Origin of the sequence: Nonomuraea jiangxiensis, from assembly GCF_900099965.1 — a bacterium.
Taxonomy (GTDB): domain Bacteria; phylum Actinomycetota; class Actinomycetes; order Streptosporangiales; family Streptosporangiaceae; genus Nonomuraea; species Nonomuraea jiangxiensis.
Window position 1 is genome coordinate 20,656 of sequence record NZ_FNDJ01000032.1, and the last position, 21,371, is coordinate 42,026.

Below are 21,371 nucleotides of genomic sequence, written 5' to 3' on the forward strand. Positions count from 1 at the left end.
AGCGGCTATCAGCTGATCAACCTCCCGAGGTTCAGGCCGCCGGTACGGTCTCGCGCAGCGGCAGGCGTACCTCGAACCAGGTCTCTCCCGGCACCGAGCGGACCTTGATCTCGCCGCCGTGCCGGCCCGCCACGATCCGGTAGGAGATGTCCAGGCCGAGACCCGTGCCCTCGCCCACGTTCTTCGTGGTGAAGAAGGGCTCGAAGATCCGCTCCTTGATCGCCTCGGGCACCCCGTGGCCGGTGTCGCCGATCTCGACGATGGCCTCGTCCTCGTCGTGCGCGGTGCGGATGGTAAGCGTGCCCTCCTCGCCCATGGCGTCGAGGGCGTTGTGGATCAGGTTGGTCCACACCTGATTCAGCTCGCCCGCGTAGCAGGGGATCTCCGGCAGCGTGCGGTCGTAGTCGGTGACCACGCTGATGCCCGGCGAGATCTTCCCGCGGAAGATCGCGACCGTGCTGTCGAGCAGGTCGTGCACGTCCACCTGCTGGAACGGCGCCCGGTCCATCTGCGAGTATTCCTTGGCCGAGCGGATCAGCGTGGTGATGCGCTCGGTCGCCTCGGTCACCTCGTTGAGCATCTGCGAGATCTCGATCGCCTCGGCCAGCCAGTGCAGCGCCGAGGGGGTGTGCGCCTCGCCCACCTTGGTACGGATCTTCGCCAGGTCCGCGGTCGAGAACCCGGCGTTGACCAGGGCGGGGGCCAGCTCCCAGGGGTCGTCGACGCCCTGCTCCTCCAGCGCCTCGCCGAGCTCGTCCTCGGCGTCGGAGATCTCCAGCGGCGAGCGCTGCCGCTGGTTGCCCAGGTTGCGGGTGCAGGCCTCCTGCGCCTCGATCAGCGTGCGCAGCTTCTCCGGCGGGATGCCGTCCTCGGCGAGCTGGGCCAGCCGCAGGCGCGAGGTCTGGATCAGCGTGCGCAGCTCGCTCACCGCCCGTACGGCCGCCGCCGCCGGGTTGTTCAGCTCGTGCGTGAGCCCGGCCGTGATCGTGCCGAGCGCGGTCAGCCGTTGCCGCCGGTCGATGATCTCCCGCTGCATCCTGCCGCCCGACATCAGGCCGTCGAGCAGGTGCATCGCCATCGGGAACCACTCGGCCACGATGTAGGCGAACTTCTTGGCCGGCAACATGAACATGCGCGAGGGCGCGGTCGCGCGCAACGTGTGCTGGTAGGTCACCGGCGCCCGCTCGCCCAGGTAGGCCGCGGTGGCGCCGCCGTAGACGCCGGGCTGCGAGACGCGCGGCATCGCGACCGTCCCGGCGCTCACCGTCTGGCTGATCATCTGGATCTCGCCCTCGATCAGCACCGCGAAACACTCGGCCGGTTCGCCCTGCCGGACGATGTCCTCGTCCTGCGCGTAGGTCTGCACCCTGCCGCTGCTCGCGAGCTTGGCGAGCTGCTCGTCGCTCAGCCGCTCGAACAGGAACAGTTTCCGCAGCTCGCCGATGTCGATGTTCGTGCCGCTCATTGCTTCTCCAGGTAACGGTGTACGAGCGCGACGGCCATCGCGCCCTCCCCGACGGCGGAGGCCACTCTCTTGATCGAGTCGGCGCGTACGTCACCGGCGGCCAGCACCCCGGGCACGTTGGTCTCCAGGTAGTACGGCTCCCGGCGCAGGGGCCAGTTGCGTGGCCGCTTACCGCCCTGCACCAGGTCGGGCCCGGTGAGCACGAACCCCTTCGCGTCCCGCTCGACCGTCTCGCCCAGCCAGGAGGTGTACGGCTCGGCCCCGATGAACACGAACAGCCACTGCGCGTCGACCGTGCGCTCCGCGCCCGCGCCCTTGGCGGACAGCGTCAGCCGCTCCAGGTGGCCGTCACCGTCACCGCCGGTGACCTGCGTCTGCAGGTGCACCTCGATGTGGGGGATCGCGGCGATCTGCTCGATGAGGTAGTGAGACATGGACTTCTCCAAACCATCACCTCTCACCAACAAATGCACCTTGCTCGCGAATCCCGAGAGGTAGACGGCCGCCTGACCGGCCGAGTTGGCCGCGCCCACGATGTAGACCTCCGCGCCCTTGCACGAGGGCGCCTCGGTGAGGGCGGCGCCGTAGTAGACGCCCCGGCCCGCGAACTCCTCCACCCCGGGCGCCTCCAGCCGCCGGTAGCTGACGCCGGTCGCCAGGATCACCGCGTGCGCCGCGATCTCCCCGCCGTCCTTGAACCCCACCACGCGCGCCTGACCGCGCGGCTCCAGCGAGACCACCTTGCGCGCGGTCAGCAGCTCGGCCCCGAACTTCAGCGCCTGCCTGCGGGCCCGGTCGGCGAGCTGCTGGCCGGAGACGCCGTCGGGGAAGCCCAGGTAGTTCTCGATCCGGGAGCTCTGACCGGCCTGGCCGCCCGAGGAGTAGGCCTCGACCAGCACCGTGTTCAGGCCCTCCGAGGCGCCGTAGACGGCCGCGCCGAGCCCGGCGGGCCCGCCGCCGATCACGATCAGGTCGTAGAAGTCGGTCGCCGGGGTCGTCGACAGGCCCACCGCCGAGGCCAGCGACGCCTGGTCGGGCGACTCCAGCGTGACGCCGTCGGCCGTCACCACCAGCGGCAGATGGCACTCGTCACCGGCCGCCTTCACCAGCTGTGCGCCCTCCGGGTCCTCGGCCAGCATCCACCGGTACGGCACGTGGTTGCGGGCCAGGAAGTCACGCACCCGGTAGGACGGCGCCGACCACCGGTCGCCCACCACCCGCAACTCCACCTGCTCGACCCGCTCGGTACGCAACCAGGCGTCGAGCTGGCCGTCGATCACCGGGTAGAACTTCTCCTCCGGCGGATCCCACGGCTTGAGCATGTAATGATCGAGATCCACCACGTTGATCGCCTGGATCGCCGCGTCGGTGTCGGCATAGGCCGTCAGCAGCACCCTACGGGCATAGGGATACATGTCCATGGCGGCCTCGAGGAACTCCACGCCGTTCATCTGCGGCATGCGGTAGTCGGCCAGGATCGCCGCCACCTCGTCGCCGCGCAGGCGCATCTCCCGGACCGCCTCGATGCCGTCCCGGGCCGCCTCCGCGCGGACGATCCGATATTCCTGGCCGTATCGGCGTCTCAGATCGCGGGCGACGGCTCTCGAAACGCCAGGGTCGTCGTCCACGGTCACGATGACCGGCTTGTCCATGCGTCACGCCCCACCTTCGTCACAGGTCCTTACCCGAAGGATGCCATGCGCTCAAAGCTGGCTGAGCACGCGCTCATATCATGGACGGAGGCACGGACGCGGGTGACACGCCCGCGCGGCGATCGTCAGGCGATGACGCGGCTCTCCCCGCCGTCGACCAGCATCGAGATCCCGTTCACGAACGAGGCCCGCTCGCTGGCCAGGAACGCCACCACGTCCCCCACCTCCTCCGGGAGCCCGACGCGGCCCACCGGCACCCCGCTGATCCGCCCGTTCAGCGCCTCCTCGGACGTGTACCGCCCGCGCAGCCGGTCGGTGTCGATCGGGCCCGGCATCACGTTGTTGACCAGCACGCCCTCGCCGCCGACCTCACGGGCCAGCGTACGCACGAGGCCGGCCACGGCCGGGCGGACGGCGTTGGACAGCAGCAGGCCGTTGATCGCCTCACGGACCGAGCTACTGGTGATCGTGATGATCCGGCCCCAGCCGCGCGAGCGCATGTCGGGCAGGACCGCCCGCGCCAGGCGTACGACGCTGAGCAGGTTGCGCTGCACCGCGACGTCCCAGTCGTCGAGCCCGACCTCGTCGAAGCGCCCGCCCACCGGCCCGCCCCCGTTGGCCACCAGGATGTCGACCGGGCCGAGCACGTCGCGGGTCTCCTCGACCACCCGCCGGGCGGCGTCGGGATCCTCCAGATCGGCCAGCACGGCGTGCACCACCTTGCCGAACTCCTGCAGCTCCACCACCGCGTCCGCGAGCCGTTCGGGGTTGCGGGCGCACACGCAGACGTCGCACCCCTCCCGCGCGAGGCTCCTTGCCGCGCCGAGGCCGATGCCCGCGCTGCCTCCGGTGACGAGGGCGACCTTGCCCGAGATGCCGAGATCCATAGGGGCGACTATAGATCGTCCGGTGGGCCCCGAGCGTGTCACGGAGCCGAGCGGGCGGCGGTCAGTCCACGGGCACCCGCGTGAGCTTGTCCGGGTTCAGCACTCCGTAGAGGCCCTTGATGCGGCCATCGACGATGTCGAGCATGACCAGCTGGTGCCCCTCCTCGAGGCTGGTCAGGAGCGCGATCCCGCCGTTGACCTCGACCAGCCGGGACTCGCTGAACTGGTACCGGGACGTGAGGCCGAGCAGGAAGGAGGCCACCTTCTGCCGGCCGGCGATGGGCCGCAGTGCCGCCCTGGTCCGGCCGCCGCCGTCGTTCCAGAGCACGACGTCCTCGTGCAGGAGGTCGGTGAGCGCGGTCAGGTCGCCGCCGCCCGCCGCCTCCATGAACTTCACCAGCAGCTCGGCGTGCTCCTGCGTCGAGGGCCGGAACCTGTCACGCCCCTCTGCCAGCCGCAGCGAGGCTCGGCGGTACATCTGCCTGGCGTTGGGCACGGAGGCGCCGACGATCCCGGCGATCTCGTCGTACGGGAGCTCGAACGCCTCCCGCAGCACGAACACCGCTCGCTCGGGCGGCGAGAGCCGCTCCATCAGGTGCAGGGTCGCGAACGAGACGGTGTCACGCAGCTCGGCCGTGTCCAGCGGCCCCGCCTCCGACGTCATGACCGGCTCGGGCAACCACGGCCCGGTGTAGGCCTCCCGCTTGACCCGTGCCGAGCGGAGCTGGTCGAGCGCCAGCCGCGAGACCACCGTCGTCAGGAAGGCGCGCGGCTCCCTGACCTGGCTCTGGTCGGTGCCCTGCCAGCGCAGCCATGCCTCCTGCACCACGTCCTCGGCGTCCCACATGCTGCCCAGCAGCCGGTAGGCCAGCCCGAGCAGCATCGGACGGTGTTCCTCGAAGTCCACGGCCGGCATCATGCCCGCTCCGCGGCGAACGAGGCGTGCCGGGGTCGCCAGTCGAGCCGCAGCCGCGCCCGGCAGTTGTCGGCGCCCCTGAGCCTGGTCATGTACGCCACGCCGAAGTCGCCCACCAGCAGCCTGGCCAGGAACGCCGGCACCCGCTTCGGCGCGGGCGCGCCCAGCCCGGCCGCGTACGCGGTCAGCCATTCGCCCAGCTCGACCGGTGTGTCGTCCACCACGTTGAGCGCCCCGCCCACCTCCCGGTCGAGGGCGGCCACCACGGCGGTGGCGGCGTCGTGCGCGTCGGTGAACGACATCACGGATCCGCCGTCGCCCACGATCGGCATCTTGCCCGCCAGTACGGCCTGCCGGGTCGAGCCGTGTTCGTCGTAGATCGAGCCCGGCCCCGTCAGGTGACCGAACCGCAGGACCAGCCCGCCGGCCCGGGCGACCTGGTGCTCCATGTCGCGGAGCGCCGCCACGACCGGTGCGTACACCTTGGGCGCGCTCTCCCACAGGGGCGCGTCCTCGTCGGCCAGGCCCGGGCCCGGCTCGTAGGCGTAGGCCAGCCCCTGGGCGATGAACCGGGCGTTCGGCGCGGCCTCGATGAGATGCGCGGTGGCCTCGACGCGCAGCCGGTTCGTCAGCGCGAACTGCCGGTCGATCCGGCGCGGATCGATGGCCCTGGGGATGGCCGTCAGCAGGTGCACCACGGCGTCCGGCCCGACCCGGCGCACCGCCCGTACGGTCGCGTCCCGGTCGAGCGCGTCGACGGTGACGTCCGCGCCCGGCGACCTGGACAGCCCGACCACCTCGTGCCCCACCGCCCGCAGCAGCGGCACCAGCTGACGGCCGACGACCCCGGTGGCTCCGGCAACCAGAACTCTCATCATCTGTCCTCTCTCTATGACGAAAGGACGGGGCAGCTTGGCCGGATGTGACAGGTTCCGGGTGGAAATGCCGCGAGAGGCGTGATGAGCTTGGCGAGTGGCGAGAAATCTGATTCTTTCAGGAGGCCTGTTCCACGACTTCGCCGCCACGTCGGCCGCGCTCGCGGAGGTGCTCGCCGAGGTGGGGGTCGAATCCGATATCACCGAGGACATCGCGGGCGCCCTGAGCGAGCCGCCCGAGGTGCAGCTCATCACCGTCAACGCCCTGCGCTGGCAGATGACCCAGGACCGCTTCGCCGACCTGCGGGGCGAGTGGAGGTTCGGGCTGCCCGCCGAGGCCCGCGCCACGCTCCTCGACCACCTCGACCGGGGTGGCGGGCTGCTGTGCATGCACTCGGCGTCGATCTGCTTCGACGACTGGCAGGGCTGGCCGCGCGTGCTGGGCGGCTGCTGGAAGTGGCCCACGTCCCACCACCCGCCGCTGGGCTGGACGAGCGTCCGGGTGCACGGGAAGCACCCGGTGGTGGAGGGGCTGCGCGACTTCGACGTGGTGGACGAGGTCTACAGCGACCTGCACGTGCTGCCCGACGTCGAGCCGCTGGCCTCGGCCAACGGCCAGCCGCTGGTCTGGGCGCGGCCGGTGCGGCGGGGCCGGGTCCTGTACGACGCGCTGGGCCACGACACCCGCTCCTACGACAACGAGATCCACAGGACGCTGCTCCGGCGGGCCGCGTTGTGGCTGCTGAAACGCCCGGTGATCGTCGGCGACTAGTGTCCGGAACGGACAAGACCGGCCGGCGCCGGTCCGGGCACGATGAGGGCATGGATGTGAACGTTTCCGTGATCCCCGCCTTCCTGGCCACGCACGCCAGAGTGCTCGACCGCCGCCGGTACGACCTGCTCATGGGCGACGGCGACGCCTCCTCGGCGCTGGCGGCCCTGGAGGGCTACCGCAACCCGGACGGCGGCTACGGCTGGGGCCTGGAGCCCGACCTGCGGGCCCCCGAGAGCCAGCCCGGCGCCGCCCTGCACGCCTTCGAGGTGTTCAAGGACATCGCCCCCGTCACCGCACCGCAGGCCGCGGCGCTGTGCGACTGGCTGGAGTCGGTCACGCTGCCCGACGGCGGGCTGCCGTTCGCGCTGCCGATCTCCTACCCCGACGGCACCGCGCCCTGGTGGGCCGGCGACGATCACACCACCTCGTCGCTGCAGATCACCGCGGTGTCCGCGGCCATCGCGCACCGCGTCGCCGCCCACGACCCCGCCGTGGCCGCGCACCCGTGGCTGGCCAGGGCCACGCGCTACTGCCTGGACGCGATCCAGGCGCTCGACGAGCGGCCGCAGGCGTACGAGTTGTCGTTCGCCGTCCGGTTCCTCGACGCCGTCCACGACGGTCAGCCCCGGGCGGCCGGCCTGCTCAAGCGGCTGGCCGATTACCTCCCCGCGGACGGCCGGGTGCCGGTCGAGGGCGGCACGGAGGAAGAGTCGCTGCGGCCCCTGGACTTCGCGCCCGAGCCCGGCCGGCCGGCACGCGAGCTGTTCGCGCCCGAGGTGATCGCCGCGGACCTGGCCAGGCTGGCGGGGGAGCAGCAGGACGACGGCGGCTGGGTGGTGGACTACGCGCGGATCTCGCCCGGCGGGACGCTTGACTGGCGCGGAGCCGCGACCCTGCGGGCCGTGGAGATCCTGCGCGCCAACGGCCTCATCTAGACAAGGCAGATCAGGGGTGGGGGCGCAGGCGGCGGGCCGACTCCGACTCCTGGGCCATCCGGCGCAGTGTGTCGAACACCTTGCCGTACAGGACCGTGCCGAGCACGAGGGCCTCCACGGCGGCGTCGCGCGGGCCCTGGAACGGGACCAGGCCCATCTCGAACTCCGACACCAGCTTCGTGGTGGCCTCCACGTAGGGCTTCAGGTCGATGTGCAGGCCCAGTTGGCGCATCCTGACCAGGGTCTGGGCCAGCTCGTCACGGGTGGGGGCGGCGGGGTGGATGTCCCAGCCGAGGTCGGCGACGAGGCGGTCCACCTCTTCGCGGGCGAGCCGCCAGTCCTCGCCGGGCTCGGGCTCGACGGTCGGGCCCAGGGCGTAGTGGGCGGTGCCGAGCATCTTGTGAATGGGGAGGGAATCGTCCTCGACCGCCTCGATGACCTGCTTGATGGCGGCCACCGGGAGCCTGCCCACTTCGAGCAGGGCCCGGATCAGGCGGAGCCTGCGCAGGTGCGACTCGTCGTACTCGGCTCGGGTGGCGGCCGTCTGCACGCCCTGGTGGAGCAGGCCCTCGCGGAGGTAGTACTTGACCGTGGGGAGGGCCACACCGGACTTGACGCTGAGTTCGGAGATGCGCATCGTTGGATAATAGCGCTATCCAGCGCGTGCCAGGTGGCGTGCCGCGCTGACGAGCTCGTGCACTTCCGCTTGGCGGTTCCAGAGGAAGACGACTTCCAACGGCGGAACGTCCTCTTTTATCGGGATAAACGTTAAGGCTTCGGGAATTGTCGTTCCTTCGTGTACACAGAGAGCGTACCCCGCGCCCTCCGCCACCAGGTTGACCACCAGGTCATGGGTGGCCGCCGCCGGGCCGAGGCGGGGGTGGAGGCGGTGCCTGACGAACCCCTCCAGGAAGCGCCGGGCCCCCGCCACCGCGTCGGACTCCGGCATGACCAGCGGCTCCGCGGCCAGGTCGGCCAGCGACAGCGTCTCTGAGGCGGCCAGGTGGTGCTCGCGGGGGAGCAGGGCGCGTACCGGGAAGCGGTACATGAGCATGCGGGCCACGCCCCTGGGCAGGGAGCCGGGAGCGTACCCGAGCCCTGCCTGCAGGGTGCCGTCCACGATGGAGACGATCTGCTCGGCCGTGCCCATCGGGACCACCCGCACGGGAGTGGTGTGGATCTGGGAGAGCAGGCGGGCCACCACGTCCGCCAGCCCGTCGGCCACCCCCAGGCGCGTCGTCTGGCCCGCGGTCCTGGCGGCGATCACGGCCCGCTCGAAGGCGTTGACCGCGACCGTGGCCTGCGCCAGGAACGCCTCTCCTGCCTCGGTGAGTTGCACGCCGCTCGACGAACGGCTGAACAACTCGACCCCGACCTCCTTCTCCAGTGCCCTGAGCTGCTCGGACAGCGTGGGCTGGGCTATGTGCAGGGCAGCGGCTGCCCGGCGCAGGCTGCCCGCTCGCGCGATTGCCATCGCGTAGCGGACGTAGCGTAGATCCATCGCTCACCTCGGCGTGATGATGATGGGCTATCGGTCGATCGCCTCTACGTATTACAAGACTGGACAGCTTTCGTGAAGATGTCAGTTATCAGGGTGATGTTATTTCCGGCCAAATCTCTATAACGGGCTGGTCGTATGTGTTGTCCGGTTCCCCGCGCGGCAATGGGGTGTGGCCTTGGGACGAAAGTCGCCGCTGTTGTGGCCCGTCCGGAAACACGTTGCCGGGGGCGGGCGGGTGCACCTTTCACGCCGGGTGGCGGGGCGATGTTTGAACGAGCAAGCGCTTGGGTTGCGTGATAGCGTGACCGGCAGTCGGCGTGATCGTTCGGAGGAGGGGGGATGCAGCGGGGATGCAGCCCTTCGCGGAGCGGGCGGCCGTGGCCGGGGTCGGGATGACGGCCCTGAGCAGGGAGTCCGGGCGCACCGAGCTGGAGCTGGCGGTCGAGGCGTGCCGGGCGGCCTGCGCGGACGCGGGGATCGCGGCGTGCGACGTGGACGGGCTGCTCAGCTATCACCTGAACGACTCCGTGCCGGTCGTGCAGGTGGCCCGCGCCCTCGGCATCGAGCGGCTGGGCTGGCACAACGACATCGCCGGAGGCGGTACGCAGGCGGCGTCGATCCTCGGTGACGCGGCCATGCTGATCGACGCTGGAATAGCACGAAATATCGTGATTTATCGGGCACTAAATGGCCGTTCCGGCAAGCGCATGAACACCGTTTCGACCGGCCCGCAGGAACGCCTCACCTACGGCCTGGCGGGCCCGATCCCGCTGTTCGCCCTGGCCGCGACCCGCTACCTGCACGACACCGGCCTCACCGCCGAACACCTGCACGCCGTCGTGGCCCAGTCCAGGCGGAACGCCGAGGCCAACCCCAGGGCCATGCGCCGCTCGCCGCTCGCCCTCGACGACTACCTGGCCAGGCCGTACGTCTGCACCCCGCTCCGCACGGTCGACTGCTGCCAGGAGACGGACGGGGCGTGCGCGCTCGTGGTCAGCGGCGTGCTCGGCGGGCCGCGCGTCCGGGCGGTGGTGCGCGGGGGCGGCCCGGGGTGCTCGTCGATGGACCGGGCGGCCGACGTGACCGCGATCTTCTCCTCGTACGTGGCCCCGATGCTCTGGAAGGCGTCGGGCATGCGGCCGTCGGACGTGGACGTGATGCTGCCGTACGACGCCTATTCGTGGCTCGTGCCCCGGCAGCTGGAGGACTTCGGCCTGGTGGAGCGGGCCGACCTCGGGGCGTACCTGCTGGAGCGGCGGCACGCCGGGGTGAACCCGCACGGCGGCCTGCTGTCGGAGGGCTACGTGCACGGGCTCAACAACGTGGCCCAGGCGGTGCGGGAACTGCGCGCGGGGCGTGAGGTGGCGCTGGTGACGGGGTTCGGCGGCAGCTTCGGGAGCGCGGCCTTGCTCGTAAGGTGAAAAATCAGGAGAAATGCTGCGGGGGTCGCCGACATGTACGGGGTGTTCCGATCCCGTACTCAAGGAGGCCGACCATGGGGACCGCCCGTGGATGATGACCGGAAGACCCGGTTCGAGGCCGTTTACACCGAGACCTACGAGCGCATACTCGGCTACGCGGTGCGCCGCTGCGACTCGCCGGACGACGCGGCGGACGTGGTCGCCGAGACGTTCGCCATCGCCTGGCAGCGCGTCGACACGCTGCCGGCCGGCGACGAGGCCAGGCTCTGGCTTTACGGCGTGGCCAGGAACGTGCTCGCCAACCACCACCGGGGCCAGGCCAGGCACCGGCACAGGAACGCCACGCTGGACACCGACGTGGCCGACCTGTACGGCTTCACGCCCGAGGGCAGCGTCGAGCTGGGGGCCATCGCGCGGGAGTTCCGCGCGCTTCCCGAGGACGACCGGGAGCTGATCTCGCTGGTCGCCTGGGAGGGCCTCGACCACGGCCAGATCGCGAAGGTCCTCGGCTGCTCGCGCAACGCCGTACGCATCCGGCTGCACCGCGCCCGCAAGCGCTTCTCCAAGGCGCTCGCCGGTGCCGGCATCTCCGTCAACCATCTCGTCCTGGAGTCGATATGAACGACCTGCAGCACCTTGCCCGTGTTCGCGACGAGGACCTGTCCGGGCGAGTGTCCGGCGCGGGGGCGCGGGCACTGCTGGCCTCGATCACCGAGGAGCCGGTGGCCGCGACGGGCCGCGCCGCGGACGGCCGCGGGCGGTTCGGCGGTCTGGTCGCGGTCGGCGGCCGGCGGCGTACGGGCCGGCTGCTCGTGGCCGCCGGCGCCGTCGCGGCGGTGGCTGCGGCCGCGGTCGTCGGCCCCGCCGTGCTCGGCGGGGGCCAGGCCACCTCCTATGCCAGCTCGGCCATCGACATCGAACTGCGCGGCGACTACTACGTCGCCTCCATCAAGGACCCGCTCGCCGACTACGCCCAGTACACGAAGGGGTTCAAGGCGGTGGGGCTGAACGTGCGCCTGGAGCCCGTGCCCTCCTCGCCGTCCCAGGTGGGCAAGGTCATCGGGATGAGCGGGGTCGGCGGCCCCACCACCGGTCCGGTGCCGACGTCCATCGGCAGCGGTACGGAACCGGCCGGCTGCACGCTGGGCCGGCCGGGCTGCGTGATGACCCTCACCGTGGGCCGCCAGGTCACCGGTGACGCACTGGTCAAGCTGGGGCGGCCGGCGCAGGCCGGGGAGAAGTACCAGAACATCGGCTCGGCGACGGGCAAGGGGGAGATGCTCGAAGGCTACGACCCGGAGGAGAAGACCGTGGGCGAGGTCCTCGCCGAGGCGCGCAGGCGCAGTGTCGGCGCGGTCTTCCGAGTGATCACTCCCGCTCCCGACTACAACGGGTTCCGCTTCGACCCGGACGGGCAGAAGGCGAAGGTCGGTGACGACTGGATCGTCTGGCGGGCGGAGTCGGAGCAGGCCGGCGTCCTGCGCCTCCTGGTCACCAAGGACCGCCTCCCACAGAACCCCACCAAATCCACCACCAACTAACCCACCCCAAGCCCATCCCACCGATCGCCCCGGCCATCCCACCGCTCGGCCTGGCTTGGCCACTGATCGCCCTGGCCTGACGACCAGGCGGTCCTGATCACCGGCCTGGCCTGTCATCGGCCTTGCCCGGAGACCGGGCGGGCCTGGCCACCGGGCGGGGGGCCTAGCGACCCGGCTGGGCCTAGCGACCCGGCCGGGCCTGACGACCGGGCGGTCCTGATCACCGGCTGGGCCTGGCCATCGCAGTGGCCCGGCCGGTTGTGCCGGAGCGGACGGGCGGGACCGGTCGTGGGCTCTCACGTCACCCGGCGGGTGAAGTGGGGGTGACGCGCCTCGGCTTCCTGGGGGTTCAGGAACGGGCGCGCCGCCAGCCACGCCGCCGCCCCGGCCGCGTCACCCGCCGCGACGGCATCCCGCAGCAGGCCCCGTACGGCATCCCGTACGGGGCCTGTCGCCGTAAGGACGCTGCCTGCGAGGACGATCGGAAGGCCGGGCCGATGCACCTGCGAGGCGGTCGCCGCGAGCCGGGCCGCGGCCTCCTCCACGATGGCCACCGCCACCGGATCTCCTTTCCGGGCAGCCTGGCTCACCAGCGGCGCCAACTCGGCCAGGGCAAGCGGCGGCCGCGCATGCACAGCCGCCGCCAGCTGAGCGACCGGATCACCGCCAAGCCCCTCAGGCACAAGCCGCCGCACAACCAACCCAGCCAACCCTGCCAGCCCCGCCCAGCCAGCGGCCGAAGCAGCGACGCCCGTCCCGCCCGCCGCATGTCCAGCGGCGATGGAAGCGGCGACGCCCATCTCGCCTGTCGCATCTCCAGCGGCGATGGATCCGGCGACGCCCGTCCCGCCCGCCGCATGTCCGGCCACGCCCACTCTGGGGCCACCCTCCCAGGAGACGCCCGTTCGGTCTCCGCCCACTTCGGCGACGCCCACTTCGGCCCCGCCCGCGCCGGAGCCGCCCGCTCGGGCGGTGCTCGCTTCATCGCCGTCCGCTTGAGCCGCGCTCATGCTAGGGCCGTCCGCTTGAGTCGCTCTCATGCCGGGGCCGCCCACTTCGGCCGCGCCCGTCCTGGGGTCGCCCGCTTGGGCGGTGCTTGTTTTATCGCCGCCCGTTCGAGCCGCGCTCGTGCCAGGGTTGCCCGCTTCGTTTGCGTTCGTTCCTTGGGCGCCCGGTGGCACCGCGCCAGCGTCGAGGCCGCTGGCTTCCGGGGCGCCCGGTGGGGCAGTGCCAGCCTGGGGGGTGCCGGTTGTGGGGGCGTTGGCTCCGGAGACGCCCGGCCGGACTCCGCCGCCTTTGTAGCGGACAGCCTTGGAGCCGCCAGCCTTAGGAGAGCGGCCAGCGTTGGAGCCGCTCGCCTTGGAGTCAGTGGCGTCAAAGCCGCCGGCCTCGGAGTCGCTGGCCTCGGAGTCACCGAGTGCGGGGGTGCCCGGTCGGGCGGGGGCGGGTTCTGAGTGGGTGGGTTCCCCGGCGGCGGTGGTGAAGGCAGCGGCGGTGGGGGTTATGAAGGCGGTGGAGGTGGCGGTCGGGTCGGTGGTGGGGTGTGTGGCGGTGGGCTGTGCGGCGGGCGGGTGGGTGGTGGGGTGGGTGGCGAGTGTTTGGAGGGTGGCGAGGGTTTGGAGGGTGGTGCGGGCGGCGGCGCGGCCGAGCCAGAAGGCCGAGCCCTCGTCTCCGAGTAACCAGCCGAACCCGTCCGCTGTCGCGACCGCCCGGTGGTCGATAATTTTTGCCGCGATCGCCCCCGTGCCGGATATCAGCACAGTGCCCGTCGGTGCTGCCGTGCCCGAGGCGAATGCGGTCACGACGTCGCCGGCGGACCACACGGGCACCGCTCCGGAACGCCCGGAGCCCCGCCCCTCCGAGGCGTCCCCACTCGGCACGGCGCGGAAGGTGTGTGGATCGGTGTGGAGGGTGTGGGCGGGTAGGAGGGCACGGAAGACCCGGTCGATAAGGTCCGCACACAGGGCGGGGTTGCCCGCCAGTCCCACGACCACCGACACCACCTGCGGTGATGTGCCGCCCGCCAGCGCCTCCCGGACGGCGGTGGTGAGGTTGGCGGCGGCCAGGTCCGGCCCGAGCGCGCCGGGGTTGGCGCCGCCCGCGTGCCCGCGACCTACCGCTGTGCCGTCCAGGGTGAAGAGCGCGGCGCGCGAGGACGTGCCGCCGGCGTCGACGCCGAGCACCAGCTTCATGTCAAAAATTATTGCCCAAATGCCTTGACCGCACCACAATCCGAGCATAATTATCACCGCGTGGAACTACTGGGCCGCATCCGAGCCGAACAGCACGACATGCCCGAGGCGCTGCGCAAGGTGGCCGACACGATCCTCGACGGTCCGGCCGACGCGGCCCGGATGACCATCGTGGACCTGGCCGAGCGGAGTGGTACGTCCACCGCCACCATCACCCGCTTCTGCCGCGCCCTCGGCTTCGCCGGATACGCCGAGCTCCGCGTGGCCATCGCCACCGAGACCGGCCGGGTCGCCCAGCAGACGTGGGAGACCGACATCGGCCAGGAGATCCTGCCCGACGACAGCCTCGACCGGGTGCTCAGTGTCGTCTCCGGCAACGACATCCGCCTGATCCAGGAGACCCGCGACCAGCTCGATCTGGCCGTGGTCGAGAAGGTCGCGCAGGCCGTGGCCAGGGCCGGGCGGGTGCTGCTGTTCGGGGTGTCGAGCAGCGCGGCCGTGGCCAGCGAGATGGAATACCGGCTGCAGCGCATGCGGGTGCCGACCTGGAGCAGGTCCGACGCCCACAGCGCGCTGACGGACGCGGCGCTGCTCGGCCAGGGCGACGTGGCGATCGGCATCTCGCACAGCGGCAGAACGCGCGAGGTCATCGAGGTCCTGGCGGAGGCGGGCAGTCACGGCGCGATCAGCGTGGCCGTCACGTCCCAGCCGAGGTCCCCGCTGGCCGAGGTGGCCGAGCTGGTCCTCACCACGGCCAGCCGCGCGACGAGCTTCAGGTCCGAGGGCTTCGCGGCGATCCACTCGCAGCTGCTCGTACTGGATGTCGTGTACGTGTCCGTCGCCCAGCGCACCTACGAACGCACCAAGCAGGCCTTCGACGTCACCGTCCGCGCCGTGGCCGGACATCGTCTCCCGGAAGGGGATATATGACCATAGATCAGCGAGTGAGCCCGCAAGCCTTCGCCGAGCACATCGCCCACCTCGTCCGGATCATCCCGGAGGACCCGGAGATCTCGCGAGCCGCCGATCTCTTCACCAAGGCGCTGACCGGCGGTGGCGTCATCCAGGCCTTCGGCTCCGGCCACTCGGAGGCGGTCGCCATGGAGATCGCCGGCCGCGCGGGCGGCCTCGTCCCCACCAACAGGCTCGCCCTCAGGGACATCGTCCGCTACGGCGACGCCCCCCGCGAGGAGCTCGACCGGTACGACCTCGAACGCGACCCCTCGATCGCCCACACCATCCTCGACCTGGCCCCCGTCCACCGCGACGACCTGTTCGTGATCATCTCCAACTCGGGCGTGAACGGCGTGGTGGTCGAACTCGCCACGCTCGTCAAGCAGCGCGGTCACGACCTGATCGCGATCACCTCCCGCGCCCACAGCGATGCCGTCGCGTCCCGCCACCCCTCGGGCCGCAAGCTCGCCGACCTGGCCGACGTCGTCCTGGACAACCACGCCCCCTACGGCGACGCCGTCCTGCCCCTGCCCGACGGCGGCGCGACCGGCGCCGTCTCCACCATCACCTCCGCGATGCTGGCCCAGCTCGTCGTCGCCCAGACGGTGAGCAACCTGCTCGAAGCCGGTGAGAGGCCACCGGTGTACCTCTCGGCCAACGTCCCGGAGGGCGACGCGCACAACCTCGCACTAGAGGCCCGGTACGCGGGCCGCATCCGCCGAGGAGCCTGACCCGCCTTGAACCAGCCACCACCTCTGTCCGTCATGCGCGAATTCCGGGGGCCGCAGAACCAAGGAGAACCCCACCCATGTCCCGAAATTTCGGAAAGATCCTGCTCTCCTTAGCCATCACCGCCGTCCTCACGGTCGTCGCCCTGGTCATCCCCGCCGACGCCGCCCAGTCCGTACGCCTCCAGTACCGCACCAGCTCCCCCGGCGCCACCACGGCCCAGGCCGAACCCTGGCTCCAGCTCTTCAACGACGGCACCACCACGATCCCGCTCAACCAGGTCAAGATCCGCTACTACCTCAAGGGCGCGGAGACCTACCGCTTCGCCTGCTCCTGGGCGGTGGTGGGCTGTTCGACGGTGACCGGGCAGTTCGTCCGCCAGGCGGGCACCGACCAGTACCTGGAGGTCGGCTTCACCTCCGGCACCCTGGCCCCCGGCTCGAACACCGGAGACCTGCAGCTGCGCTTCTACCGCGCGGACTGGCAGACGTTCCAGCAGAGCGACGACTACTCCTACGGTCCCCAGACCGCCTACGGCAACTGGAACAAGATCACCGTCTACGTGAACGGCCAGCTCGCCTGGGGCACCCCGACGGGCAGCGAGCCCACCCCGACCGTCACGGTCACCCCGCCGGGACCTGGGGGCGTGCTGTTCGACGACTTCACGTACACGAGCTCCGCCGACCCGCTGCTGGCCCAGCACGGCTGGACGGTACGCGGCAGCTCGGGCGGGCCGGGTGTGCCGGGCGCGACCTGGTCGCCGTCGGCCGTCTCGTTCCCCGGCGGCCTGCTGACCCTCGACTCCTCCACGAACGGCACGGCGGGCGGCACCGTACAGACCGAGCTGTCCACCACCAACCGCAAGTTCCAGGAGGGCACCTACGCCGCCCGCGTGCGCTTCAGCGACGCGCCGACCAGCGGTCCCGACGGCGAGCACGTGGTGCAGACGTTCTTCACCATCACCCCGCTGCGCTACAACCTGGACCCCGACTACGGCGAGCTCGACTTCGAGTATCTGCCCAACGGCGGCTGGGGCGAGCCGTCCAACATCCTCTACGCCACCAGCTGGGAGACCTACCAGGGCGAGCCCTGGCAGGCCGTCAACACCCACACCGCCGAGCGCGTGAGCTTCGCCGGCTGGCACGACCTGGTCATCCAGGTGTCCGGCGGCCGGATGAAGTACTACGTGGACGGCCGCCTGTTCGCCGACCACGGTGACATCTACTATCCCGAGACGCCGATGTGGATCATGTTCAACCAGTGGTTCATCGATCTTCAGGGGGCCACCGGGACGCGTACGTACCGGCAGCAGGTCGACTGGATCTACCACAGCAAGAACGAGGTCGTCTCGCCCGCCGACGTGCAGAGCAGGGTCGCGGCCCTGCGCTCGGCCGGCACCGCCTTCAGGGACACCGTCCCCAACCCGTGACAAGCCCCTGCGCCCGTCCTGCGGGCGCAGGCACCCCCCACAACCCGAGGAACGCCATGAAGAACCGCATCCTGGCCCTGGTGGCCGTGTTCGCGCTCGGCGCGTGCGGCACCGGCGGCGAGCCGGCGCCCGGGTCGGCGCAGGCGAGCGGCGCCCCCGCGAAGCTGACCGTCTGGATCATGGACGGCAGCGTCACCCAGGACCTGCTGAAGAAGTTCGAGACCGAGTACGAGACCGCCCACCAGGGCGTGGACCTCGACCTCCAGGTCCAGGCGTGGGACGGCATCGGCGAGCGGGTCACCGCCGCCCTGGCCAGCACCGACGCGCCCGACGTGATCGAGGTGGGCAACACCCAGGTCGCCCAGTACGCGGCCAGCGGCGGCGTGACGGACCTGACCGCCAGGATCGGCGAGCTGAACGGCGCCGACTGGCTGCCCGGCCTGGCCCAGCCGGGCAACATCGACGGCAAGCAGTACGGAATCCCGTGGTACGCCGCCAACCGCGTGGTCGTCTACAACAAGGACCTGTTCGCCAAGGCCGGCATCAAGGAGCCCCCGAAAACCCGTGACGAATGGCTAGATATCACGACAAAACTAAATAAAGACGGAAACCAGGGCATCTACCTGGCCGGCCAGACCTGGTACGCCCTGGCGGGCTTCGTCTGGGACGAGGGCGGCGACCTGGCGGTCCAGGAGGGCGGCAAGTGGCGGGGCGCCCTCGACACCCCGCAGGCCCTGGCCGGCATGGACTTCTACAAGCGCCTTCAGGCCCTCGGCAAGGGCCCCAAGGACGCCGACGAGGCCACCCCGCCCCAGCACGAGGTGTTCGCGCAGGGCAAGGTCGGGCAGATCATCGCCGTGCCGGGCGTCGCGGCCCGGGTCCTGGAGGTTGACGGCACGCTGAAGGACAAGATGGGCTTCTTCCCCATCCCCGGCAAGACGGCCGACAAGCCGGGCACCGTGTTCACCGGCGGCTCCGACCTGATCATCCCGGCCGCCTCGCAGCGCCAGGAGGAGGCGTACGAGCTGGTCAAGGCCCTGGCGGGGGAGAAGTTCCAGACCGAGCTGGCCAAGGCGATGAGCTTCGTACCGAACCGTACAGGGCTGGCCGGCGTGCTGTCCGGCGACGAGGGCACCGCCGCCATGGCCGTCGGCGCCGCCCACGGCCGCGCCACCCCGAACACCCCCAACTGGGCCGCCGTCGAGGCCACCTCCGTGATCAAGCAGTACATGACCGCCGTCCTCACCGGAGCCGACCCGGCGGCGGAGGCGCGGAAGACGTCGGAGTCGATCACCACGACGCTGAACAGCGGATCCTGATGCGGGCTGGGCACCGCGCGTTCTGGCCCTACCTGCTCATCGCGCCCGCGGTGGCGGGCGGGGCCTTCCTCCTGCTCTATCCGCTGCTCAAGGCGGCGGTGATCTCGTTCCAGCACTTCCGCATGGGCGAGCTGATCCGGGGCGGCGCGGCCTTCGCCGGCCTGGACAACTACGTCGAGCTCCTGTCCGGAGCGCAGTTCTGGCAGGTGCTGCTGCGCACGCTGGTGTGGACCGCGACCAACGTGGTGCTCATCGTGGTGCTGTCCACCGGCGTCGCCCTCATGCTCGTACGCCTGCGCCGAGGCCTGCGCCTGACCCTCATGAGCGCGCTGGCCCTGGCCTGGGCCACCCCTATCATCGCGGCGACCACGGTGTTCCAGTGGTTGTTCCAGTCGGAGCTGGGCGTGGTCAACTGGCTGCTGGTGACCCTCGGCTTCGACTCCTTCCAGGGCTACACCTGGTTCGCCGACGGCACGGCCACGTTCGCCGTGCTCGTGGTGCTGGTGGTGTGGCAGTCGGTGCCGTTCGCCGCTCTCACCCTCTACGCCGGGCTGACCACGATCCCGATCGAGCTGTACGAGTCGGCCAGGATCGACGGCGGCACCGGCCGGCAGGTCTTCTGGAAGGTCACCGTGCCGATGCTGCGCCAGCTCTTCGCCCTGGTCGCCGTGCTGGAGGTGATCTGGGTGGCCAAGTGCTTCCCGCAGATCTGGGTGCTCAGCCAGGGCGGCCCGGACGACGCCACCACCACCCTGCCGATCTACGCCTTCAAGATCGCCCGGGTGCTGCACCGCTATGACCTGGGCTCGGCGGTCGCCATGCTCACGGTCGTCATCCTCGCCGTCGCCCTGGTCAACAACCTGCGTCGAATGGTGCGCTCATGAAGAGGCTCACGCTCAACGCGGCCGCGGTGGCCGTACTGGTGGTCACGATCTTCCCGGTCTACTGGATGTTCCTGACGGCGTTCAAGCCGACCAGGGACATCCAGTCGGAGACGCCGACCTTCTGGCCCTCCCATCCCACCCTCGACCACTTCGCCACCGCGATCAGTGCGCCGAACTTCTGGATCTACTGGCGCAACAGCCTCCTGGTCACGGCGGCCGCGGTGCTGTTCGCGCTGGTGGTGGCGCTGCTAGCGGCGTTCGCGGTGGCCAGGATGCGCTGGCGGGGGCGGGGGCCGTTCGTGGTGGCGGTGTTCGCGGCGCAGATGGCGCCGTGGGAGGCGCTGCTGGTGCCGGTGTTCATCATCGCCAGGGACACCGACCTGCTGGACTCGCTGGCCATGCTGACCGGCGTCTACTTCATGATCACGTTGCCGTTCACGATCGTCACGCTGCGCGGGTTTCTGGCGGCGATCCCGCCGGAGCTGGAGGAGGCGGCGCTGGTGGACGGGTGCGGCCGGCTGGCGGCGTTCCGGAGGGTGGCGTTCCCGCTGCTGGCGCCCGGGCTGATGGCGACCTCGATGTTCGGGTTCATCACGGCGTGGAACGAGTTCGCGTTCGTGAACGTACTGATCATCAAGGACCAGTCGCTCAGGACGTTGCCGGTGTGGTTGTCGTCGTTCAGGGACGTGTTCGGCACGGACTGGGGCGCCACGATGGCCGCCGCCAGCCTGTTCGCCCTGCCCGCGCTGCTGCTCTTCCTCTTCCTGCAGCGCCACGTGGGCACGGGCATGACGGCGGGGGCGGTCAAGGGCTGACGGTCCCTGCCGAGAGCGGGCGGCTGCGATTCAGGCGGGTGGTTCCTCGGGCCATCCCGCTGGATCGGCCACGTAGGTGCCACGTCGCGCCACTGTCACGACCCACCGCTGTTCCCGCAGGCGGGAAACGGCCTGCCGTGCCGTGACCCTGGCGACTCCGTACTGCCGCATCAACGCCTGCTCGCTGGGTATCGCCCGGTTCGGCCGGAGCTCGCCGCGTCTGATCCGAGCGGCGAGGTCATTGGCGATGATCACATAGATCGCCCTCGTCGGCTTCGCCCGTGGCACACCGAGAGGCCCGACGAAGGTGCCTTCCCCTTGAACGGTATGGGCGAGCCCACGTCGGCGAAGCTCCCGTGCCACGTTGCGCGCGGTGGTGCGCGCGATCGTGTACTCCGCCTCCAGCTCTGCCTCGCTCGGTACGGGTTCGCCGGGCCGCAACTCCCCGCTGGTGATCCGATCCTGGATCTCGTCGGCGACTTGCACGTAAATCGGGACGGGCCCGTCACGGTCGAGCATGCTCATAGCGTAGACGTGTCGATACAAGCAGTCAGGCAAACTCAAGATTCGGGCCACGACTCCCGCGGAGAGACGTAACTGCCGCGCTGGGCCACGGTGTAGATCCACCCCTGCTCCCTGAGCAGAGCCATGGCCCGCCGCACTGTTTCCCGTGCGACCCCGTGCTGCTTCACCAGCGCCGTCTCGCCCGGTATCGGGCGTCGCGGGAGCAGCTTTCCTGATTGGATCTGATTGCTGATGTCTGTCGCAATTTGCTGGTAGAGCGGTGTTTTCCGCCTCTGGCGAGGCGCTTCCGTCGATGGACCGACAAAGGCCCCTTCTCCTTGAACGGTGTAGACGAGCCCTTCCTCCCTGAGGACGCGGACCGCCCGCCTGGCCGTGGTTCTGGCGACCCCGAACTCCTGCTGGATTTCGGCCTCGCTCGGCACCGGGTGTCCGGCGGAGAGCCCCGAGACCCGCCGCCGCAGGATGTCGGCGATCTGGAGGTAGACGTGGGTGTCACCTTCGTAATCGAGCACGTGAGCAACATAGGCCAAGGCGGGCAAGTGCTCTCATATCGTTC

21 protein-coding genes are annotated in these 21,371 nt (G+C 70.6%); 11 read left to right on the forward strand and 10 right to left on the reverse strand.

Features of this window, described 5'->3' with window-relative positions; translation table 11 throughout:
- Nucleotides 1-31: 31 nt before the first annotated feature.
- The 5 genes from BLS95_RS44695 to BLS95_RS44715 form a co-directional block, all read right to left on the reverse strand.
- Nucleotides 32-1,465, reverse strand: a complete 1,434-nt coding sequence (locus BLS95_RS44695) for an ATP-binding protein (protein ID WP_090945695.1) — start codon at nucleotides 1,463-1,465, stop codon at nucleotides 32-34.
- The gene (locus BLS95_RS44700) at nucleotides 1,462-3,117 is read right to left on the reverse strand and encodes an NAD(P)/FAD-dependent oxidoreductase (RefSeq protein ID WP_090945696.1); all 1,656 of its coding nucleotides are present in this window, start codon (nucleotides 3,115-3,117) and stop codon (nucleotides 1,462-1,464) included. The genes BLS95_RS44695 and BLS95_RS44700 overlap by 4 nt, the downstream gene beginning before the upstream one ends.
- 125 nt (nucleotides 3,118-3,242) lie before the next feature.
- A complete protein-coding gene (locus BLS95_RS44705; RefSeq protein WP_090945697.1) occupies nucleotides 3,243-4,004 on the reverse strand; it encodes an SDR family oxidoreductase in 762 nt (253 codons plus the stop codon).
- Between the two features lie 61 nt (nucleotides 4,005-4,065).
- Nucleotides 4,066-4,923 (reverse strand): RNA polymerase sigma-70 factor, encoded by an 858-nt coding sequence (locus BLS95_RS44710; protein WP_090945698.1) that lies wholly within the window; start codon nucleotides 4,921-4,923, stop codon nucleotides 4,066-4,068.
- The gene (locus BLS95_RS44715) at nucleotides 4,920-5,795 is read right to left on the reverse strand and encodes an NAD-dependent epimerase/dehydratase family protein (protein WP_090945699.1); all 876 of its coding nucleotides are present in this window, start codon (nucleotides 5,793-5,795) and stop codon (nucleotides 4,920-4,922) included. The genes BLS95_RS44710 and BLS95_RS44715 overlap by 4 nt, the downstream gene beginning before the upstream one ends.
- Nucleotides 5,796-5,892: 97 nt before the next feature.
- On the opposite strand from BLS95_RS44715, the gene BLS95_RS44720 reads away from it, so the two are divergent.
- Nucleotides 5,893-6,567 carry a ThuA domain-containing protein gene (locus BLS95_RS44720; protein WP_090945700.1) on the forward strand — a complete coding sequence of 225 codons (675 nt, stop codon included), beginning with the start codon at nucleotides 5,893-5,895 and terminating at the stop codon, nucleotides 6,565-6,567.
- A 50-nt stretch (nucleotides 6,568-6,617) separates the two neighbouring features.
- Nucleotides 6,618-7,505, forward strand: coding sequence for a hypothetical protein (locus BLS95_RS44725; protein ID WP_090945787.1), 888 nt, complete (start codon nucleotides 6,618-6,620; stop codon nucleotides 7,503-7,505).
- 10 nt (nucleotides 7,506-7,515) lie between these two features.
- Here BLS95_RS44725 and BLS95_RS44730 read toward each other — a convergent pair whose 3' ends face one another.
- Nucleotides 7,516-8,142 carry a MerR family transcriptional regulator gene (locus BLS95_RS44730; protein ID WP_090945701.1) on the reverse strand — a complete coding sequence of 209 codons (627 nt, stop codon included), beginning with the start codon at nucleotides 8,140-8,142 and terminating at the stop codon, nucleotides 7,516-7,518.
- A gap of 15 nt (nucleotides 8,143-8,157) precedes the next feature.
- Nucleotides 8,158-9,006, reverse strand: a complete 849-nt coding sequence (locus tag BLS95_RS44735) for a LysR family transcriptional regulator (RefSeq protein WP_090945702.1) — start codon at nucleotides 9,004-9,006, stop codon at nucleotides 8,158-8,160.
- A gap of 350 nt (nucleotides 9,007-9,356) precedes the next feature.
- Between BLS95_RS44735 and BLS95_RS44740 the strand changes: the two genes are divergently transcribed.
- The 3 genes from BLS95_RS44740 (at nucleotide 9,357) to BLS95_RS44750 (ending at nucleotide 11,968) form a co-directional block, all read left to right on the forward strand.
- On the forward strand, nucleotides 9,357-10,427 hold the full coding sequence (locus tag BLS95_RS44740; protein WP_090945703.1) for a thiolase C-terminal domain-containing protein: 1,071 nt from the start codon (nucleotides 9,357-9,359) through the stop codon (nucleotides 10,425-10,427).
- A gap of 87 nt (nucleotides 10,428-10,514) precedes the next feature.
- On the forward strand, nucleotides 10,515-11,048 hold the full coding sequence (locus tag BLS95_RS44745; protein ID WP_090945704.1) for an RNA polymerase sigma factor: 534 nt from the start codon (nucleotides 10,515-10,517) through the stop codon (nucleotides 11,046-11,048).
- Complete coding sequence (locus BLS95_RS44750; RefSeq protein WP_090945705.1) at nucleotides 11,045-11,968, forward strand: hypothetical protein; 924 nt, start codon at nucleotides 11,045-11,047, stop codon at nucleotides 11,966-11,968. The genes BLS95_RS44745 and BLS95_RS44750 overlap by 4 nt, the downstream gene beginning before the upstream one ends.
- A 296-nt stretch (nucleotides 11,969-12,264) precedes the next feature.
- Here the strand turns inward: BLS95_RS44750 and BLS95_RS59375 are convergent, their stop codons facing one another.
- Nucleotides 12,265-14,160, reverse strand: a complete 1,896-nt coding sequence (locus BLS95_RS59375) for a BadF/BadG/BcrA/BcrD ATPase family protein (protein ID WP_176993721.1) — start codon at nucleotides 14,158-14,160, stop codon at nucleotides 12,265-12,267.
- A 60-nt stretch (nucleotides 14,161-14,220) separates the two neighbouring features.
- On the opposite strand from BLS95_RS59375, the gene BLS95_RS44760 reads away from it, so the two are divergent.
- From BLS95_RS44760 to BLS95_RS44785, 6 genes are all read left to right on the forward strand, one after another.
- Nucleotides 14,221-15,090 (forward strand): MurR/RpiR family transcriptional regulator, encoded by an 870-nt coding sequence (locus tag BLS95_RS44760; RefSeq protein ID WP_245765673.1) that lies wholly within the window; start codon nucleotides 14,221-14,223, stop codon nucleotides 15,088-15,090.
- The gene (locus BLS95_RS44765; protein WP_090945708.1) at nucleotides 15,087-15,845 is read left to right on the forward strand and encodes a sugar isomerase domain-containing protein; all 759 of its coding nucleotides are present in this window, start codon (nucleotides 15,087-15,089) and stop codon (nucleotides 15,843-15,845) included. Before BLS95_RS44760 ends, BLS95_RS44765 begins: the two co-directional genes overlap by 4 nt.
- 77 nt (nucleotides 15,846-15,922) lie before the next feature.
- Nucleotides 15,923-17,272, forward strand: coding sequence for a cellulose binding domain-containing protein (locus BLS95_RS44770; protein ID WP_090945709.1), 1,350 nt, complete (start codon nucleotides 15,923-15,925; stop codon nucleotides 17,270-17,272).
- 56 nt (nucleotides 17,273-17,328) lie between these two features.
- Nucleotides 17,329-18,591 carry an extracellular solute-binding protein gene (locus tag BLS95_RS44775; RefSeq protein ID WP_090945710.1) on the forward strand — a complete coding sequence of 421 codons (1,263 nt, stop codon included), beginning with the start codon at nucleotides 17,329-17,331 and terminating at the stop codon, nucleotides 18,589-18,591.
- Entirely contained in the window at nucleotides 18,591-19,475 is an 885-nt protein-coding gene (locus BLS95_RS44780; RefSeq protein WP_090945711.1) for a carbohydrate ABC transporter permease, read from the forward strand. The genes BLS95_RS44775 and BLS95_RS44780 overlap by 1 nt, the downstream gene beginning before the upstream one ends.
- Nucleotides 19,472-20,290, forward strand: coding sequence for a carbohydrate ABC transporter permease (locus BLS95_RS44785; RefSeq protein WP_090945712.1), 819 nt, complete (start codon nucleotides 19,472-19,474; stop codon nucleotides 20,288-20,290). Before BLS95_RS44780 ends, BLS95_RS44785 begins: the two co-directional genes overlap by 4 nt.
- A 30-nt stretch (nucleotides 20,291-20,320) precedes the next feature.
- Here the strand turns inward: BLS95_RS44785 and BLS95_RS44790 are convergent, their stop codons facing one another.
- Together BLS95_RS44790 and BLS95_RS44795 are read right to left on the reverse strand one after the other, a co-directional pair.
- Nucleotides 20,321-20,809 carry a GntR family transcriptional regulator gene (locus tag BLS95_RS44790; protein ID WP_090945788.1) on the reverse strand — a complete coding sequence of 163 codons (489 nt, stop codon included), beginning with the start codon at nucleotides 20,807-20,809 and terminating at the stop codon, nucleotides 20,321-20,323.
- Between the two features lie 41 nt (nucleotides 20,810-20,850).
- On the reverse strand, nucleotides 20,851-21,327 hold the full coding sequence (locus BLS95_RS44795) for a GntR family transcriptional regulator (RefSeq protein WP_245765674.1): 477 nt from the start codon (nucleotides 21,325-21,327) through the stop codon (nucleotides 20,851-20,853).
- Nucleotides 21,328-21,371: the final 44 nt, after the last annotated feature.